This is a genomic window from Streptomyces diversicolor (genome assembly GCF_057537855.1).
Window position 1 is genome coordinate 206,377 of record NZ_BAAJXA010000011.1, and the last position, 16,524, is coordinate 222,900.

General features: G+C 71.0%; 15 protein-coding genes, 3 tRNA genes and 1 pseudogene. 9 read left to right on the forward strand and 10 right to left on the reverse strand.

Annotated elements, in window-relative coordinates:
- Nucleotides 1-2 precede the first annotated feature (2 nt).
- Complete coding sequence (dnaG, locus tag AC27LF_RS15730; RefSeq protein WP_479658973.1) at nucleotides 3-1,910, forward strand: DNA primase; 1,908 nt, start codon at nucleotides 3-5, stop codon at nucleotides 1,908-1,910.
- A 3-nt stretch (nucleotides 1,911-1,913) separates the two neighbouring features.
- On the opposite strand, the gene AC27LF_RS15735 is transcribed toward dnaG, so the two are convergent.
- Nucleotides 1,914-2,273, reverse strand: a complete 360-nt coding sequence (locus AC27LF_RS15735; RefSeq protein WP_479658974.1) for a hypothetical protein — start codon at nucleotides 2,271-2,273, stop codon at nucleotides 1,914-1,916.
- A 155-nt stretch (nucleotides 2,274-2,428) separates the two neighbouring features.
- Between AC27LF_RS15735 and AC27LF_RS15740 the strand changes: the two genes are divergently transcribed.
- On the forward strand, nucleotides 2,429-3,712 hold the full coding sequence (locus AC27LF_RS15740; protein WP_479658975.1) for an RNA polymerase sigma factor: 1,284 nt from the start codon (nucleotides 2,429-2,431) through the stop codon (nucleotides 3,710-3,712).
- 302 nt (nucleotides 3,713-4,014) lie between these two features.
- Here AC27LF_RS15740 and AC27LF_RS15745 read toward each other — a convergent pair whose 3' ends face one another.
- The 4 genes from AC27LF_RS15745 to AC27LF_RS15760 all read right to left on the reverse strand — a co-directional run bounded on the left by AC27LF_RS15745 (nucleotide 4,015) and on the right by AC27LF_RS15760 (nucleotide 9,742).
- Complete coding sequence (locus AC27LF_RS15745; RefSeq protein WP_479658976.1) at nucleotides 4,015-5,943, reverse strand: ABC transporter ATP-binding protein; 1,929 nt, start codon at nucleotides 5,941-5,943, stop codon at nucleotides 4,015-4,017.
- Nucleotides 5,943-7,676 carry an ABC transporter ATP-binding protein gene (locus tag AC27LF_RS15750; protein ID WP_479658977.1) on the reverse strand — a complete coding sequence of 578 codons (1,734 nt, stop codon included), beginning with the start codon at nucleotides 7,674-7,676 and terminating at the stop codon, nucleotides 5,943-5,945. The genes AC27LF_RS15745 and AC27LF_RS15750 overlap by 1 nt, the downstream gene beginning before the upstream one ends.
- A gap of 198 nt (nucleotides 7,677-7,874) precedes the next feature.
- Nucleotides 7,875-9,326, reverse strand: coding sequence for an FGGY family carbohydrate kinase (locus AC27LF_RS15755; protein WP_479658978.1), 1,452 nt, complete (start codon nucleotides 9,324-9,326; stop codon nucleotides 7,875-7,877).
- Between the two features lie 110 nt (nucleotides 9,327-9,436).
- A complete protein-coding gene (locus AC27LF_RS15760; RefSeq protein ID WP_404033422.1) occupies nucleotides 9,437-9,742 on the reverse strand; it encodes a YtxH domain-containing protein in 306 nt (101 codons plus the stop codon).
- A 160-nt stretch (nucleotides 9,743-9,902) separates the two neighbouring features.
- Here AC27LF_RS15760 and AC27LF_RS15765 point away from each other — a divergent pair.
- From AC27LF_RS15765 to AC27LF_RS15775, 3 genes are all read left to right on the forward strand, one after another.
- Nucleotides 9,903-9,975 (forward strand) — tRNA-Asn (locus tag AC27LF_RS15765).
- A gap of 5 nt (nucleotides 9,976-9,980) precedes the next feature.
- Nucleotides 9,981-10,053 (forward strand) — tRNA-Asn (locus tag AC27LF_RS15770).
- A gap of 178 nt (nucleotides 10,054-10,231) precedes the next feature.
- Nucleotides 10,232-10,305 (forward strand) — tRNA-Ile (locus tag AC27LF_RS15775).
- A 289-nt stretch (nucleotides 10,306-10,594) separates the two neighbouring features.
- On the opposite strand, the gene AC27LF_RS15780 is transcribed toward AC27LF_RS15775, so the two are convergent.
- On the reverse strand, nucleotides 10,595-10,894 hold the full coding sequence (locus AC27LF_RS15780; RefSeq protein WP_479658979.1) for a hypothetical protein: 300 nt from the start codon (nucleotides 10,892-10,894) through the stop codon (nucleotides 10,595-10,597).
- Nucleotides 10,891-11,085 carry a hypothetical protein gene (locus AC27LF_RS15785; RefSeq protein ID WP_479658980.1) on the reverse strand — a complete coding sequence of 65 codons (195 nt, stop codon included), beginning with the start codon at nucleotides 11,083-11,085 and terminating at the stop codon, nucleotides 10,891-10,893. The genes AC27LF_RS15780 and AC27LF_RS15785 overlap by 4 nt, the downstream gene beginning before the upstream one ends.
- A gap of 230 nt (nucleotides 11,086-11,315) precedes the next feature.
- Between AC27LF_RS15785 and AC27LF_RS15790 the strand changes: the two genes are divergently transcribed.
- The 4 genes from AC27LF_RS15790 (at nucleotide 11,316) to AC27LF_RS15805 (ending at nucleotide 13,800) form a co-directional block, all read left to right on the forward strand.
- Complete coding sequence (locus tag AC27LF_RS15790; RefSeq protein WP_479658981.1) at nucleotides 11,316-11,573, forward strand: hypothetical protein; 258 nt, start codon at nucleotides 11,316-11,318, stop codon at nucleotides 11,571-11,573.
- On the forward strand, nucleotides 11,548-12,081 hold the full coding sequence (locus AC27LF_RS15795; RefSeq protein ID WP_479658982.1) for a DUF6879 family protein: 534 nt from the start codon (nucleotides 11,548-11,550) through the stop codon (nucleotides 12,079-12,081). Before AC27LF_RS15790 ends, AC27LF_RS15795 begins: the two co-directional genes overlap by 26 nt.
- Before the next feature lie 22 nt (nucleotides 12,082-12,103).
- Entirely contained in the window at nucleotides 12,104-12,955 is an 852-nt protein-coding gene (locus tag AC27LF_RS15800; RefSeq protein ID WP_479658983.1) for a helix-turn-helix domain-containing protein, read from the forward strand.
- Between the two features lie 353 nt (nucleotides 12,956-13,308).
- The gene (locus AC27LF_RS15805; RefSeq protein ID WP_479658984.1) at nucleotides 13,309-13,800 is read left to right on the forward strand and encodes an NUDIX domain-containing protein; all 492 of its coding nucleotides are present in this window, start codon (nucleotides 13,309-13,311) and stop codon (nucleotides 13,798-13,800) included.
- A gap of 611 nt (nucleotides 13,801-14,411) precedes the next feature.
- Here the strand turns inward: AC27LF_RS15805 and AC27LF_RS15810 are convergent.
- The 3 genes and pseudogenes from AC27LF_RS15810 to AC27LF_RS15820 all read right to left on the reverse strand — a co-directional run bounded on the left by AC27LF_RS15810 (nucleotide 14,412) and on the right by AC27LF_RS15820 (nucleotide 15,901).
- A complete protein-coding gene (locus AC27LF_RS15810; RefSeq protein ID WP_479658985.1) occupies nucleotides 14,412-14,621 on the reverse strand; it encodes a hypothetical protein in 210 nt (69 codons plus the stop codon).
- 68 nt (nucleotides 14,622-14,689) lie between these two features.
- Nucleotides 14,690-14,836, reverse strand: a pseudogene (locus AC27LF_RS15815) (histidine kinase); the annotation flags it as partial.
- Between the two features lie 27 nt (nucleotides 14,837-14,863).
- Nucleotides 14,864-15,901 (reverse strand): rod shape-determining protein, encoded by a 1,038-nt coding sequence (locus AC27LF_RS15820; RefSeq protein ID WP_479658986.1) that lies wholly within the window; start codon nucleotides 15,899-15,901, stop codon nucleotides 14,864-14,866.
- Nucleotides 15,902-16,524: the final 623 nt, after the last annotated feature.

A 16,524-nucleotide genomic window follows, 5' to 3' on the forward strand; every position in this document is an offset into this window, starting at 1 on the left:
TCGTGGCTGGGCGGATCAATGATGAGGACGTGAAGGCGGTGCGGGACGCTGTCCCGATTGACGCCGTGGTGTCCGAGTACCTCCAGTTGCGCAACGCCGGCGGCGGCAACCTCAAGGGACTGTGCCCCTTCCACGACGAGAAGTCGCCGTCCTTCCAGGTCAGCCCGAGCAAGGGACTCTTCCACTGCTTCGGCTGCCAGGAGGGCGGCGACACCATCACGTTCGTGATGAAGGTCGACCACCTCTCCTTCTCCGAGGCGGTCGAACGCCTCGCCGCCCAGGCGGGCATCACCCTGCGCTACGAGGAGGGCGGCTACAACCCGGCGCACCAGCGCGGCGAGCGCATCCGCCTGGTCGAGGCCCACAAGATCGCCGCGCAGTGGTACGCGGAACAGCTCGCCACCAGCCCCGAGGCCGAGACCGGCCGCATCTTCCTCGCCGAGCGCGGCTTCGACCAGGCCGCGGCCGTGCACTTCGGCGTCGGCTACAGCCCCCAGGGCTGGGACCACCTCACCCGCTATCTGCGCGGCAAGGGCTTCACCGACAAGGAACTGATCCTCTCCGGCCTCTCCCAGGAGGGCCGCCGCGGCCCCATCGACCGGTTCCGGGGCCGTCTGATGTGGCCGATCCGGGACATCGGCGGCGAGGTCGTCGGCTTCGGCGCGCGCAAGCTGTACGAGGCGGACAACGGCCCCAAGTACCTCAACACCCCCGAGACGGCGATCTACAAGAAGAGCCAGGTCCTCTACGGCATCGACCTGGCGAAGAAGGAGATCGCCAAGAGCAGCCGCGCGGTGGTCGTCGAGGGCTACACCGATGTGATGGCCTGCCATCTGGCCGGGGTCACCACGGCCATCGCCACCTGCGGTACGGCCTTCGGCGGCGACCACATCAAGATCCTGCGCCGGCTGCTGATGGACAACGGCTCGGCACGGGTGATCTTCACGTTCGACGGGGACGCGGCGGGCCAGAAGGCCGCGCTGCGCGCCTTCGAGGACGACCAGAAGTTCGCCGCCGAGACATACATCGCCATCGCGCCCGACGGCATGGACCCCTGTGAGCTGCGCCTGGCCAAGGGCGACGAGGCGGTGGCCGACCTGGCCGAACCCCGCACGCCGCTCTTCGAGTTCGCGCTGCGCCAGATCGTCGGCCGCTACGACCTGGACACGCCGGCGGGCCGCGCGGCCGCCCTGGACGAGGCCGCGCCCGTCGTCGCCCGCATCAAGAACAGCGGCGCGCAGCACGAGGTCGCGGTCGAACTGGCCGGTCTGCTCGGCATCCTGGACACCCAGTTCGTGGTCAAGCGGGTGGCCCAGCTGGCGCGTTGGGCGCGCGAGCGAGGCGGCGGCGGGCGGGCCCCGGCGCCGGCCCGTGGCCCGCAGCAGTACGAGGCGGCGGCCCCGCGCCGTACCGGGGCCGGCCCCGCCCTCAACCTCCGTAACCCGGTGTACGCCACGGAACGTGAACTGCTGAAACTCGCCCTCCAGCGCCCGGAGTTGGTCTCCCCGGCGTTCGACGCGTACGGCGTCGACGAGTTCACCGCCGCCCCGTACGCGGCCGTCCGCGAGGCCGTCATCGAGGCGGGCGGCGCCGAGTACGGCGTACAGGACCCGCAGGAGTTCCTGGTCCGGGTGCGGGAGGCGGCCCCGGACGACACCGTCCGCGCGATGGTCACGGAGCTGGCCGTCGAGGCCATCATGCGCCGCACGGTCGACGAGACGTACGCGGGCGAACAGCTCGTGACCGTCCGCCGCCGGGCCGTCGCGCGGCGGATCCAGGAGATCCAGATCACCGTGCGCCGCCTGGAGGCCGGCGGCGACCCCGCCCAACTGGCCGCCGCCCGCAACGAACTATGGGTCCTCCAGCAGTACGACCAGGCCCTGAAGGTGCACGGCGCGGCAGCGCTGTGACCGTCAGCCCTGCGGCGCCTCGGGCGGTTCGATGCCAAGGTGCGCGGCGATGGCCCCGACCTGCTCGGTCAGCGTCCCGATCTGTTCCATCATCGCGACCTGACCGGACACCAGGGCACCGAGCAACTTGCTGTGCTCCGTGAGCGTCTTGGTGTGCTCTGTGAGCGTCTTGCTGTGCTCCAACTGCGTCTGCCGCAGAGCCTGCATCAACTGGACATCGGCCCGCCGCTGCTCCTGCAGCGCGGCCACGTCGCGATCCGAGTTCACGGCCAGGTGCCGCGTCGCGGCCTGCTGCTCCACGACATCGTGCATCTGCGCCTCCAGCGCCTCAAGCCGCCGCCGCAGTTCCTCGATCTCGCCCATGCCCTCATCCTGCCCTAACTCAGCGGGTCCCAGTGTCCCCGGCCGTCAGTCCGATGGTCAAACGAGCTGAGTAATCGGGTGGTCACGGAACGGACGCAAAAAGTCATCGCACGACTCTCGTGGCGGTGATGTGTCTTACCCCACACTGGGGTGCGGTGCCTGAGTCCTCGGAGCGCGGCAGATCCGTCCCCCACGGGTCCCCTGTCCCCGCGGTTCCGCTCATCTCGTACGGGACGGACAGCGGCGAGGCCGTCGACTCCGCCCCCGACGTACCGCTGCCGCACACCCGGGCAGCGATCATCCTGGAGGTCGCCCCCGTGCAGACCCAGACCCTCGCCCAGACCGACATCAGCGCGCCGGACGCGCCGGACGCCGAGACCGATGTCATCGTGGCCGTGCCCCCGCGGAGCCGCGTCGCGCCGCACTCCGAGACAGAGCCGGACGGGCCCGCCGAGCCGCCCGCCGAGGCGCTTGCCGTCGAGGCACCGGAGCCCGTCGAACCGCCCGCCGCGCGCGCCGAGACCGGCGGCCCCACCTCGGACCTGTTCCGCCAGTACCTGCGCGAGATCGGCCGTATCCCGCTGCTCACCGCGGCCGAGGAGGTCGAACTCGCCCGCCGGGTCGAGGCCGGACTCTTCGCCGAGGAGAAGCTGGGCAGCACCCCCGACCTGGACAGCCAGCTCGCCCTCGACCTGGACCGGCTGGTCGTGCTGGGCCGGATGGCCAAGCGCCGGCTCATCGAGGCCAACCTGCGCCTCGTGGTGTCCGTCGCCAAGCGGTACGTGGGCCGCGGACTGACCATGCTGGACCTCGTGCAGGAGGGCAACCTCGGTCTGATCCGGGCCGTGGAGAAGTTCGACTACGCCCGCGGCTACAAGTTCTCCACGTACGCCACCTGGTGGATCCGGCAGGCCATGTCCCGTGCGCTCGCCGACCAGGCCCGCACCATCCGGGTGCCCGTGCATGTAGTGGAACTCATCAACCGGGTCGTGCGGGTGCAGCGCCGCATGCTCCAGGAGCGCGGCCACGAGCCCACCGCGGAAGAGGTCGCCGCCCACCTCGACCTGCCGCCCGAGCGGGTCGGCGAGGTGCTGCGGCTCGCCCAGGAGCCGGTGTCGCTGCACGCGCCGGTCGGTGAGGAGGACGATGTCGCCCTCGGTGACCTCATCGAGGACGGCGATGCCGCGAGCCCCGTGGAGTCGGCCGCGTTCCTGCTGCTCAGGGAGCATCTGGAGGCGGTGCTGTCGACGCTGGGGGAGCGCGAACGCAAGGTCGTCCAGCTTCGCTACGGGCTGGACGACGGGCGGCCCCGCACGCTGGAGGAGATAGGGCGCATCTTCGGCGTCACCCGGGAACGGATCCGGCAGATCGAGTCCAAGACCCTCAACAAACTCCGCGACCACGCCTTCGCCGACCAACTACGCGGCTACCTCGACTGACGCCGGGGCCATCCACCTCAAGGGAGGCCGTCGGCGGGGACGACACGCGGCCCGCCACGGCGTCGAGGGAACCCGCCCCCTCCCGCCACCCACGCCGCCGGCCTGCGCCGATGCCGGCACCGCGGACCCGCGGGGACCCGCCCCCAGGACCGGCTCACGGCAGCCGATCGGCCTCGTCCGTCTCGGCGCCTGGACCCCGGGGCCCGCACCGGGCAGCACGTCGCCCCGCCGGGCGGCTGCCCGGCGGGGCGACGTGGTCGGGATCCCGAATCCGCAGGCGGCGTCCCGAGCGGCGGCCTCGGTCAGTCGACCTCGGCGACCGCCTGGGCGAACTGGGCCTTGTACAGGCGGGCGTAGGCGCCGTCGGACGCCAGCAGGTCGGCGTGCGCGCCCTGTTCGACGATCGCGCCGTTCTCCATGACGAGGATCGTGTCCGCGTCCCGGATGGTGGAGAGCCGGTGGGCGATGACGAACGAGGTCCTGCCGTGCTGGAGCTTCGCCATCGCCTTCTGGATCAGCACCTCGGTGCGGGTGTCGACGGAGCTGGTCGCCTCGTCGAGCACCAGGATCACCGGGTCGGACAGGAACGCCCGCGCGATGGTGATGAGCTGCTTCTCACCGGCGCTGACCCCGCTGCCCTCGTCGTCGATCACCGTGTCGTACCCGTCCGGCAGGGTACGGATGAACCGGTCGGCGTGGGCCGCCCGCGCCGCCTCCTCGATCTCGCCCCGGGTGACCTCGCGCGCGGCGCCGTAGGCGATGTTCTCCGCGATCGTGCCGCCGAACAGCCAGGTGTCCTGGAGCACCATGCCGATGCCGGAGCGCAGTTCGTCCCGGGACATCCGCGCGATGTCGACGCCGTCCAGGGTGATGCGCCCGCCGGACACGTCGTAGAACCGCATGAGCAGATTGACCAGCGTGGTCTTGCCCGCACCGGTCGGGCCGACGATCGCGACCGTATGGCCGGGCTCCACCTTCAGCGACAGGTCCTCGATCAGCGGCTTGTCCGGGTCGTAACGGAAGGACACGCCCTCCAGCGCCACCCGGCCGCGCAGCTTGGCCGGCCGCTCGCCGGGCACCGGATCCGCCTCCTGCTCCTCCGCGTCCAGGAGTTCGAAGATCCGCTCGGCCGAGGCGACACCCGACTGCACCAGGTTCGCCATCGAGGCGACCTGGGTCAGCGGCATCGAGAACTGCCGCGAGTACTGGATGAACGCCTGCACATCACCGATGGACAGCGAGCCCGAGGCGACCCGCAGACCGCCGACGACCGCCACCAGCACATAGTTGAGGTTCGAGACGAACATCATCAGCGGCTGCATGATCCCGCTGTTGAACTGCGCCTTGAACCCCGCCTCGTACAGCGCCTCGTTCTGCTCGGCGAACTGCCGCGCCGACTCCTCCTGCCGGCCGAACACCTTCACCAGGGTGTGCCCGGTGTACATCTCCTCGACGTGCGCGTTCAGTTTGCCCGTCGAGCGCCACTGCTGCACGAAGTGCGGCTGGGAGCGCTTGCCGACCCGGGTGGCGACGACGAACGACAGCGGCACCGTGACGAGCGCGACCAGTGCCAGCAGCCACGACACCCAGAACATCATCGCCAGCACGCCGATGATGGTGAGCAGCGAGTTGATCAGCTGCCCCATCGACTGCTGGAGCGTCTGCCCGATGTTGTCGATGTCGTTGGTGGCCCGGGACAGCACCTCGCCGCGCTGCCGCTTGTCGAAGTACGACAGCGGAAGCCGGGACAGCTTCGTCTGCACGTCCTCGCGCATCCGGTACATCGTGCGGTTGACGGACCGGTTCACCAGCCGGGTCGCCACCGCCATCAGCAGACCGGCCACCAGGAAGGTGCCCAGCGCGAACAGCAGGACATTGCCGACGGCGCCGAAGTCGATGCCCTGGCCCGGGGTGAAGTCGGTGCTCTTCAGCATGTCCGCGACGGCGCCCTCGCCGCGCTCGCGCATGGACTGGAGCACCTGCTCCTTGGTGGCCCCGGCCGGCATCTGGCGGCCGATGATGCCCGCGAACACCAGGTCGGTGGCCCTGCCGAGGATCTTCGGGCCGATCACGCTGAGGCCCACGCTCACGACCACGCACAGCAGCAGTCCGTAGATCGTGAGGCGTTCGGGCCGGAACTGGGCGATGAGCCGCTTGCCCGACTTCGTGAACTCCATCGACCGCTGGTCCGGGCCGGCCCCGCCCATCATGCGTCCCATGGGACCGGCCATCAGGCAGCCTCCGCTTCCGTGAGCTGGGAGAGCACGATCTCCCGGTAGGTCTCGTTGCCCGCCATCAGCTCGTTGTGCCGGCCGGTGCCGACGACCCGGCCCTCGTCCAGGACCACGATCCGGTCGGCGTCCCGGATGGTCGCCACCCGCTGGGCGACGATCACCACGGTGGCCTCGGCGGTCTCCCGGGCGAGCGCGCCGCGCAGGGCCGCGTCGGTGGCGTAGTCGAGGGCGGAGAAGGAGTCGTCGAAGAGATAGATCTCCGGGCGCTGGACGAGCGTACGGGCGATGGCCAGCCGCTGGCGCTGACCGCCGGAGACATTGGTGCCGCCCTGCGCGATCGGCGCGTCCAGGCCGCCCTCCAGCTGCCGCACGAACTCCTTGGCCTGCGCCACCTCCAGCGCCTGCCACAGTTCCTCGTCGCTGGCGTCCGGATTGCCGTACCGAAGGTTGGTGGCGACCGTGCCGGCGAACAGATACGGCTTCTGCGGCACCAGACCGACCGTCCTGGCGAGCAGCGCCGGATCGACGCTCGCCACGGACACGCCGTCCACGAGCACCTCGCCCTCGGTGGCGTCGAACAGCCGCGGCACCAGCCCGAGCAGCGTCGACTTGCCGCTGCCCGTGGAGCCGATCACGGCGGTCGTCTCGCCCGGCCGGGCCACCAGGTCGACCGACCTCAGCACCGGCTCCTCGGCACCCGGGTAGCGGAACCCGGCCCCGCGGATCTCCAGGTGCCCGTGCCGGCGCAGCTCGGTGACCGGCGCGGCCGGCGGCACGACGGACGACTCGGTCCCCAGCACGTCCTGGATGCGCTCGGCGCACACCTCGGCGCGCGGCACCATCATGAACATGAAGGTGGCCATCATCACGGACATCACGATCTGCATCAGATAGGCGAGGAACGCGGTCAGGTCGCCGATCGCCATGCCGCCGCTGTCGATGCGGTGGGCGCCGAACCACACGACCGCGATGGAGGAGACGTTCACCACGGTCATCACGATCGGGAACATCAGCGCGAGCATCCGCCCGGTGGCCAGCTGCATGTCGGTCAGCTCGCCGTTGGCCTTGCGGAACCGGTCCTGCTCGTAGGTGTCCCGGACGAAGGCGCGGATGACCCGGTTGCCGGTGATCTGCTCGCGCAGCACCCGGTTCACCGTGTCGAGGCGCTCCTGCATGGACCGGAACAGCGGACGCAGCCGGCGCACGATCAGCGTCACGCTGATGCCCAGCACCGGTACGACCGCGACCAGTACCGCGGACAGCGGGACGTCCAGGCCGAGGGCGAGGATGATGCCGCCCACACACATGATGGGCGCGGACACCATCAGCGTGAACGACATCAGGACCAGCATCTGGACCTGCTGCACGTCATTGGTCGTACGGGTGATCAGCGAGGGCGCTCCGAAGTGGCCCACCTCACGGGCGGAGAAGGACTGCACCCGGTCGAAGACGGCGGACCGCACGTCCCGGCCGAGCGCGGACGCGGTCTTCGCGCCGTAGTACACGGCACCGATGTTGCACACGACCTGGGCGAGGGAGACGCCGATCATCAGCGCGCCGAAGGACAGGATGTAACCCGTGTCACCCTTCACGACGCCGTTGTCGATGATGTCCGCGTTGAGCGTGGGCAGATAAAGAGTGGCGCTCGTCTGCAGGAGTTGCAGCAGCACCAGGAGAACTATGGGTTTCTTGTAGGGCCTCAGAAAGGTCCGTAGAAGTCGTATGAGCACGCTGGGTCTCTTCGGGTCGGCGAGTGGGGGCCGGTCGATGCGCCCTTGGCCCCTATCGTCGGACACTCCACCCGCGTTACCTCAACTGATTAACCCGTCGGTGGGGCAGCGCCCCACAGGGGGCGCGGGGAACTGCGCGACCGGCCACGATGGTGCCACAGCCGGCCGACGACGTTCCACCGCCCTTCCCGCGGAGCGCTATGCCTGGAACGCCCCGGGATGGGTCTGTTCCCGTACCGACACGAACTGCTGGCGTACCGCCTGACCCACGGCCAGATCGTCCCCCGGCTCCAGCACCTGCGCCGCCGCGCCCTGCCAGGCGGGCGGGGTGCGCGGGTCGAGCGAGCCCTGCGAGACACCCAGCGCCCAGGCGGCCTGCCGGGCGGCACCGATCGCGGCGTAGTCGGCGGGCTGCGGCACCACGACCTGTGCGCCGAACAGCGAGGGCGCCGCTGCCTGCACCGCGGGCAGCTCGGCCGCGGGACCCAGCAGAAAAATCCGGCGCACCTCCACGCCCCGCCCGCGCAGCACGTCCAGCGCGTCCGCGAGAGAGCACAGCATCCCCTCGAAGGCGGCCCGCGCCAGATGCTCCGGCCGCATCGACTCGCGCCGCAGCCCCGCCAGGGTCCCGGCGGTGTGCGGCAGGTTCGGGGTCCGCTCGCCCTCCAGATAGGGCAGCAGCACCAGACCGTGCGACCCCGGCGTCGACTTCATCGCCAGCTCGGACAGCCCCTCCAGATCGGGCAGGCCGAGCAGCTCGGCGGTGCCGCGCAGGGCCCGTACGGCGTTCAGGGTGGTGACGACCGGCAGGTGCAGGCCGGTGGCGTCGGCGAGCGAGGTGATCATCCCGGACTGGTCGGTCAGCGCCTCCGGGTGCACCGCCATCACGGAGCCCGACGCGCCCAGCGACACCACGGCGTCCCCGAGACCGATACCGAGCCCGAAGGCCGCGGCCATCGTCTCCCCGGTCCCGGCGGAGATCAGCAGCCCCTCCGGCGTCGTACCGGCCGCGTCGGCCGGGCCGATCACCTCGGGCAGCACGGCCTGGTGACCGAGCGCCAGCTCGATCAGATCGGGCCGCCAGGCGCCGGTGGCCGCCGACCAGTACCCGGTCCCGGAGGCCCCGCCCCGGTCGGTGGTCCGCCGCACCGGCCGGCCGAGCAGCTGCCACACCAGCCAGTCGTGGGCCTGTAGCAGCAGGGCCGTGCGCAGCGCGTTCTCGGGTTCGCTGCGGGCGAGCCAGCGCAGCTTGGTCACCGGGTGCGCGGCCTGCGGCACCGAGCCCACCGCCTGCGCCCACGCCTCACGGCCGCCGAGCGCGTCGATCAGGTCGGCCGCCGCGACCTGCGCCCGCTTGTCGCCGCCCACCAGCGCCGGGCGCACCGTGTTGCCCTGCCCGTCGAGCGGGATCAGAGCGTTCTGCTGCGCGGAGACGCCGATCGCCTGCACGCCCTCCAGCAATCCGCCGCCGGCCGCCTCGCCCAGGGACAGCAGCCATGCCTGCGGGTCGATGTCGGAGGGGCGCCCGCCGCCGGGACTCTCCACGGGGTGCGGCGCATAGCCCTGCCGGAGCACGGCCCCCGTGTCCGTGTCGCAGACGACGATGCGAGTGAAATCGGGCGAGCTGTCCAACCCGGCGACTATCCCCATGACCGAAATTCTGCCGTATCGCGGCGTCTGCTTTGGCCGTGGGCGGTTCATCGCTTCTCGGGTGCCCGGCCGGGCACCCGAGAAGCGGCCGGCCACGCCGGCTGCGCCGACTACGGGGCGCTGGTGCCCCAGTCGTCCCCGCCGGAGCCGCCGGCCGTGCGCTCCCGCAGGGTGCGCACCCGGTGGGCCACCGAGTCGGGCATGCGGTCCCCGACCTTGTCGCTCACGGTGTGCAGCGCCCGGCCGGCGAACTGCCGCCCCTGCTGGGCCGCCGTCTCCGCGGTGTTGCGGACGGCCGGGTTCTGCGCGAACTGCAGAGCGGACTTCTTCAGCTGCTCGTAACGCTCGCGTCCGGCCCTCGTCCCCAGTACGTAGCCCAGGGCGAGTCCGGCGACGAACGTGAGCCGGTAGCGCATGACGGCCACCCTTTCCTTGCGTAGGTCTGCTGGTACGACATCGGCGCGAGGAGAGTACCGATTGGCGGAGCACCCCCCTGCTTGCGCTAATGTATGTGTCGCAGCGAGCGCGCGCCCCCTGGCGGATACCCAGGGAGGTACGTCCGATGCACTGAGGCATTCCTCCGTAGCTCAATTGGCAGAGCAGCCGGCTGTTAACCGGCAGGTTACTGGTTCGAGTCCAGTCGGGGGAGCTCGGTCCTCCGTAGCTCAATTGGCAGAGCAGCCGGCTGTTAACCGGCAGGTTACTGGTTCGAGTCCAGTCGGGGGAGCATGCTGAACGAGGACCCCGCAGGGGTCCTTTTTCATGTCCGTGCCGCATCCCGGGAACCACCCGGCGCGGGGTGGAGTCCTCAAGGTCATGCGGAGCCGACCATCCGAGGCAGGAGATCGTATGAGCGGCTATGCTGCGGCAGACGGCGCGCACACTTGTACGCGACACGCCGCTATGGGGCGGTAGCTCAGCCGGTTAGAGCAGCGGACTCATAATCCGTCGGCCGTGGGTTCGAGTCCCACCCGCCCCACCGAGGCAGGAACGTTTTCACCTGCGGCAGAGCGCCGGCCCCTCCGTGCTGGAGGGGCTTTCGTCGGCCTTCACGATCGCTAGCTCAGCCGAAGCTCAACCGAGACGTAGACGATCACGACGGCCGGGGCTCCCCAAGCAACTCGCCGACGTGTCGGGGGAGTACCGCTCCAATGGGCGAGCGGCGGGCGCGGGGGGCTTCTCTGGGTGCCGGACATGGAGCGGCCCCGGCCGGGTCGGCGTCCGGCCGGGGCCTGGTGCCGCCCGCAGGCCAGGGGCGGGCGGCGGTCTCACGCCAGCGCGAGGCGGCGTAGGGCGCGCGCGTCGGGGCAGTAGTCGCGGTGCGTGCAGCGCGGGCACACGGTCACGTGGACCGCGTGCACGCGTGCGGCCTCCCGCTGAGCGCATGGCAGGCAGGCGTGCGGGAACCAGCGGTCCAGGCGCCCCTCGGCTACCCGCAGCCGTGGCCCCAGCGGTATCTCGGATGGTCGTGCGCACCAGGGGCAGGCGGTGCCGTCGAGTTGCGCGGCCGTGAACTCCCGGCGGGGCATGGGCAGCATCTCGACCGCGCTGGCGAAGCCGGGGTTCACCGGTCGGTGAGCGGGACCAGGCCGTACAGGTCGCGGCACGGACCGCAGGCGAACAGGCTCACCCCGGGCCCGGAGCCCTGCTCGATCGCGCTGATCAGCCGGATGCCGTCGGCGGCGCCCTCGTGCCAGGTGCACCAGCCGTAGGCGGTGGGCTTATCGGGGGTGGCCTCGGTCTGCGTAGTCTCTGCCATGTCGACGCTCCTCAGCGGCGTTGGCCATGCCCCGGGAGGCTCCGCCGCCTCGCCGGGGTTTCGTCGTGCCTGCCGACGGTAGGAGCGTGCACAGCGGCACAGCCAGCGATGTGCATGGATGTGCGCACACGCCTTCACCGTGCTGTGTGGCTCGTTCGCGCCCTTGACGGTGTCCAGGCGCGGCACGAAGTTGGTGCACAGCGACGCACCAAGACGATCCGGAGAGGACCATGCCCCTACAGTTCGTCGGGATCGACCCCGAAACCGGAAAGAACGGGTCACCCACCGCCTGGGTGGACCTGGAGACCGCGGACATCGTGATCCAGAGCTACATCGCCGACGACGCCACCCGCGCCCAGTGCGTCCAGACGCCGGCGCCGGGGCACGCACCTGGTATCCCCGACCACGAGACGGTCATCCGCATCCCCGCCCGCGCGATCCAGATTCTGAGGGAGGCATGCAATGCCGCAGAAGGTGCCCAGCTTTGACGACCTGATGGAGGCTGCACAGCATTCCGCTGTACACCTTGAGATGCGCGACCAGTACGCCGTCGGCGATGAGGCCGACGACTACAACGCCTGGCTGGCCACCGGCCTGCGGGACGCTGACCCCGCCTCGGAGTACTGGGCGCCCTGGGTCGACATGATCTCCCGTGCTGTGGCCCGAGGCGTCGTCGTGCGCCGCGCCCGGATCGTCTCCGAGCCGGTCACCGACTACATCCGCTACGAGCACGCCGGGACCGTCGTCAACGTCACGGCCGGCGAACAGGTCCGCTGGCTGCCCCGCCGCCAGGCCGTCGACCTGCTGCTGCCCGGCGTCGACCTGTGGATCTTCGACGGGACGCACGTCCTGTTCAACCACTTCACCGGTGACGGCAACTGGGCAGATCCGGGCATGGAGTTGCGGACGGAACCCAGCATCGTCAAGCAGTGCGCCGACGCGTTCGAAACGGTATGGGAGCGCGCCATCCCGCACGACCACTACGAGATCCACTGACAGAAAGCACTACGGCCAGCTCATGCCCATCTCTCCGTCATCCTCAGCTCAGGGCGCCCGCGAGAACGTGGCGCGACGGCTGCGGGACCTGAGACGAAACGCCGGTCTGACGGTCACCGAGCTGGCCTCCCAATGCGGCTGGCACCACGCCAAGACGTCCCGGATCGAGAACGCCCGCACCCCGCCCTCGCCCACAGACATCCGTCTGTGGTGCCGCGCCACCGGGGCCGTCGATCAGGCGGCAGATCTCATCGCAGCTTCCCAGCACGCAGAATCTCTCTACCGTGAGTGGCGGCAGCGGGTCCGCACGGGCCTCGCCAAACTCCAGGACAGCTACACCGAGCTGTACCGGACGACGGAACTACTGCGCGTCTATTCCCCTGTCCTGGTTCCCGGCCTGCTTCAGACAGAGGGCTACGCAAAGGCACTCCTGTCTATGAACGCCCGCTTCCTGGAAGTTCCCGACGACGGGGCAGAGGCCGCAGCGGCGCGTCTGGAACGGTCGCAGGTCATTCACGAACCCGGGCATCGCTTCGTGTTCGTCGTCGAGGAGTCCGTGCTCCACTACCGGCTCGGCGACGCGGACGCGATGGCCGCCCAGCTGGGCTACCTGCTGACCGCCGGGGCCCTGCCGCAGGTGTCGTTCGGCATCGTCCCCACAGGGACGCGCGAGCGGGTGCTGTGGCCGCAGGAGACGTTCGACGTGCACGACGACACGCTGGTATCCGTCGAACTGCTCTCCGCCGAGGTGAACGTCACCCAGCCGTCGGAGATCGCCCTCTACCTGAAGGCGTTCGAGCAACTGCGCAGCATGGCCGTGTACGGGGCCGAGGCGCGCGCGCTGATCGTGAAGGCCATCGACGCCCTGCACTGACCCCTGAACGCAGGCGGCGGCTCGGGGCGTGGGGGCGGGGCGGTCGGCGAGCGGGGCCGGGTGGTGCCTCGTCCGGCACGGGCCGCAGGTGTACCGGCCACGCGTGGCCGAGTCCGAGCCTGCGTCGTCTGTCCGGATCAGTTGGATGCCGTCGGCGAACCGCTCGCACCACGAGCACAGCCCCCGTCTGGTAGTCACCCGTGCGGTCATCCCCGGCCCCCGTCGGCCGCGTCGTACGGTCCCGGGCTGGTCCCTCGTCCGAAGCGTGCGGTTCGCATACTGGGGCAGGGCGTGGTGGCCGGTCTGGTGTCTGGAGGGATGGCATGGGGTGGGTGCGGGCGGCGAGGGAGCTGTTGCATCAGGGACCGTTCCTGGCTCTCTACCGCGACTCGGTGCTCCGACCGGACGGTGTTGCCGACACGTACGAGCACGTTGCCGTCGAGGACGCCGTGCGGGTGGTCGCCCTTGACGACGACGGCCAAGTCGTCCTGGTCGAGGACGACTTCTATCTCCAGGAGCGTCGGGTCCTGCACCTTCCCGGAGGCGGTGTCGGGGGCCAGGATCCGCGGGCGGCGGCTGTTCGGGAACTGGAAGAGGAGACCGGACTGGTCGCGGGCCGGACGCGACTGCTCGGCGTGATCGACCCGCTTCCCGCGACCACGGCCGCACGGACCCATCTCGTCCTTGCCTCGGGCCTCAGGCCGGGGCACACGCAGCGTGACGCGACCGAGATCGGTATGACGGTGCAGCGGTGGAAGCTGGAAGATGCCGTCGAGGCGGTTCGATCCGGCAGGATCACCGAGGCCGGGAGCGTGGCCGCGCTCCTGCTGGCCGAACATGCGTGACCAGGCACGGGTGTCGCGGTAGGCGTGGATCCAACTCCCCATCTCCTGGGCTGAGGCACCGGCCCCGCTGTCCTCGTAGTGGTCAGGGTGGTGAGCGCGAGCAGGACAGCGCACGGGACGGTACGGATCTTCATGGTTCCCCCCAGCCGTCGCTGAAGGGGCATCCCCCGTCGGGTGGCGGTGCCGTGTGGCCTCCGCGGCCGTGTCGCGACCAAGGCGGGGGGCCGGTGTGGAGGCGGGTGGGCGTGATGTGCCCCCTGCGTCTCCCGTGTGGAGTGCGGGGGGCATGGCAGACACCCCGGTGAACGGGCGTGGTCGTGCCCCAGGTGTTTCCCTGTCGGCCGCGCCGTCCTCCACACCCCCGTGTGCGCGGCGCGCTCCCCCCTCGCACGTCGATCTCGGGTCCGACGGGCTTGGGCACGGGCCGGGCTGGGCAGGACGATCAGGACGAGGCACTGGGAAGCATGAGGAGGGCGCCATGGACCGCCGGATCCGTGTTCGTGTCAGCCGTCGGCCCGCCGCCCCCCGCGGCCAGGAGATCGACCGCAGGACCCCTTCGGGGCGGATCCTGCCGTACTGAACAGTACTGAACAGTGCAGCGGCCCGGCGCTTCACAGCGGTGACTGCCAGGGCACCGTCGTGCCCCCGGCACCGTCCGTCTCCCCGCCGTGCGTCTCCCCGCCGTGCGTTTCCGCGCCGTGCGTTTCCCCGAGGTGCGTTTCCACGCCGTGCGTTTTCTCGCCGTCCGTCGGCTCTCCGTCGTCGTGGACGGTCAGCCGTACCGCGGCACGGCCGTACGGCAGGGCCGCCCGCGCGGCCACCGTGACCTCGACGCGGGTGACGCCACGGCGTTTCGACGCCGCGGTCAGGGCCCGGCGCAGGGCGGTGGCACCGGGGCGAGGGCCGCGTGCGCGGCGGACCGGGTGGCGAGCAGCCGTTCCACGGGCGTGCAGGCACGGTCCCCGCGGCGGCGGGGGAGGGCCGGCGTGCCGATGAGCCGCCCCTCCGCCTGGAGCGGCAGCATCATGCTCGGCCCGTCATACGGCCGTGGCGCGGGCCCGGCTCAAGCGGCCAGCGGGTCCAGGACCAGCGGCTCGATCTTGCCCTCCAGCATCGCGCCGATGCCCTGGACGGCGCACACGTCGGGCCGTTCGGCGATGTTCACCGGCATCCCGGTCGCCTCCCGCAGCATCTCGTCCAGGCCGGGCAGCAGCGCCGAACCGCCGACCATGACGATCCCGACGTCGGCGAGGTCGGCGACCAGGTCGGGCGGGCAGTCCCGCAGCACCTTGCCGATGCCGTCGAGCACGGCCGTCAGCGGGGTGTGGATGGCCTCGCGCACGGCGGCGGTGTCGATCCGCACGCTGCGCGCGAGACCGGTGGCCACGTCCCGGCCGTGGATCACGGTGGACACCGGGCCGTGCGGGGTCAGGCCGTTGCCGGACAGGGCCAGTTGCAGCGGTCGTACGGACTGGCTGGGCAGCACCAACTCATGCGCGTGCCGCAGGTGTTGCACGATCGCATGGTCGACGGCCTCGCCGCCGACCGGGATACGTTCCGCCGTGACGATCGAGCCCAGCGAGAGGACGGCGACCTGGGTGGCGGCGGCACCGCATACGACGATCATCGTGCCCTGGGCGCGTTCCACGGGCAGACCGCAGCCGACGGCGGCGGCGATCAGGGTGTCCACGAGTTCGACGCGGCGGGCGCCGAGGCCGGCGAGCGTCTCGATCGTCGCCCGCTGGGCCAGCGGATCGGCGTCGTGCGGGGTGCAGGCGGCGGCGCGCAGCCGCGCCTTGCGGCGCAGCGCGCGGCGGATCTTGTCGCCGAGGAGATGGCGCAGCATCCGCTGCGCCATCTCGATGTCGACGACGGTGCCGCCGGAGACCGGCCGCACGACGCGGATGTAACCGGGGGTACGGCCCGTCATCCTCTCCGCCAGCTCACCCACGGCGATGAGCGCGCCGGTGCGGGTGTTCACCGCGGCGGCGGACGGCTGGTCCACGACGAGGCCGGCGCCCTTCACATAGACGCGGGTGCGGGCCGCGCCCAGATCGACGGCGAAGTGGCAGCGGCGCAACTGCTCCAGACTGACGGTCACGGCAGATCCTCCCGAGTGCGCAGGCCGTGGCGGTGCCGCCGGTTGGCGGGCCTCTTACGTATCCTCCGCCCCCGGCGCCCCCCACGCCTCCCGAACAGGGCCAACCGGGTCACCCCCGAACGGCCCCCCACCCCGCGACCCGTAACCGGCCGACGGGCCCGGACGGGTGACATTGCGCCGATCGGGTGACAGGAGAGGGAGGGGCGGTGCTGGGCTCCGGGAGGTGGTCCGTGCGGGCGGCCCGAGGGGGAGGGGCTGCCGGTGGGGGGCAGTCGGTGGGATCCGGCCGGTGGTCACCCCCGAGAGGATCTGTGGCGCGGGGCGGGCCGGGAGTGCGTTCCCGGTGAGGGCTTTTTTGGGGATGGGGTGGGTTGGGGAGGCCGTCGGGTTGGGCGTGGTGCCTACCGGGCCGCCTACCGGGCCCCCTTGGCCGTGTCCCCGTGGCCGTGGGTGGTGCGGGGTCATCGGCGTGCAGAATCAGGGGAGTTGGTCCCGGTTCGGGGGATGGGTGTGCGGGGCGCCGGAGTTGGGCCGCTTGGTCTGTTCGTGTCGGCGGGGCAACGGAGTTCGGGGGTTGCCCGAGGGGTTGGCGGGTTTGTGTCGGGGCAGGTTTCCGCCCGGCT

Excerpts from the sequence above, each read along its gene's own strand:
- AC27LF_RS15790 (WP_479658981.1), top strand. The coding sequence starts at position 11,316 with ATGCCCCTACAGTTCGTCGGGATCGACCCCGAAACCGGAAAGAACGGG.
- AC27LF_RS15735 (WP_479658974.1), bottom strand. The coding sequence starts at position 2,273 with ATGGGCGAGATCGAGGAACTGCGGCGGCGGCTTGAGGCGCTGGAGGCG.
- AC27LF_RS15795 (WP_479658982.1), top strand. The coding sequence starts at position 11,548 with ATGCCGCAGAAGGTGCCCAGCTTTGACGACCTGATGGAGGCTGCACAG.
- AC27LF_RS15755 (WP_479658978.1), bottom strand. The coding sequence starts at position 9,326 with ATGGGGATAGTCGCCGGGTTGGACAGCTCGCCCGATTTCACTCGCATC.
- AC27LF_RS15760 (WP_404033422.1), bottom strand. The coding sequence starts at position 9,742 with ATGCGCTACCGGCTCACGTTCGTCGCCGGACTCGCCCTGGGCTACGTA.
- AC27LF_RS15745 (WP_479658976.1), bottom strand. The coding sequence starts at position 5,943 with ATGGCCGGTCCCATGGGACGCATGATGGGCGGGGCCGGCCCGGACCAG.
- AC27LF_RS15785 (WP_479658980.1), bottom strand. The coding sequence starts at position 11,085 with ATGGCAGAGACTACGCAGACCGAGGCCACCCCCGATAAGCCCACCGCC.
- AC27LF_RS15800 (WP_479658983.1), top strand. The coding sequence starts at position 12,104 with ATGCCCATCTCTCCGTCATCCTCAGCTCAGGGCGCCCGCGAGAACGTG.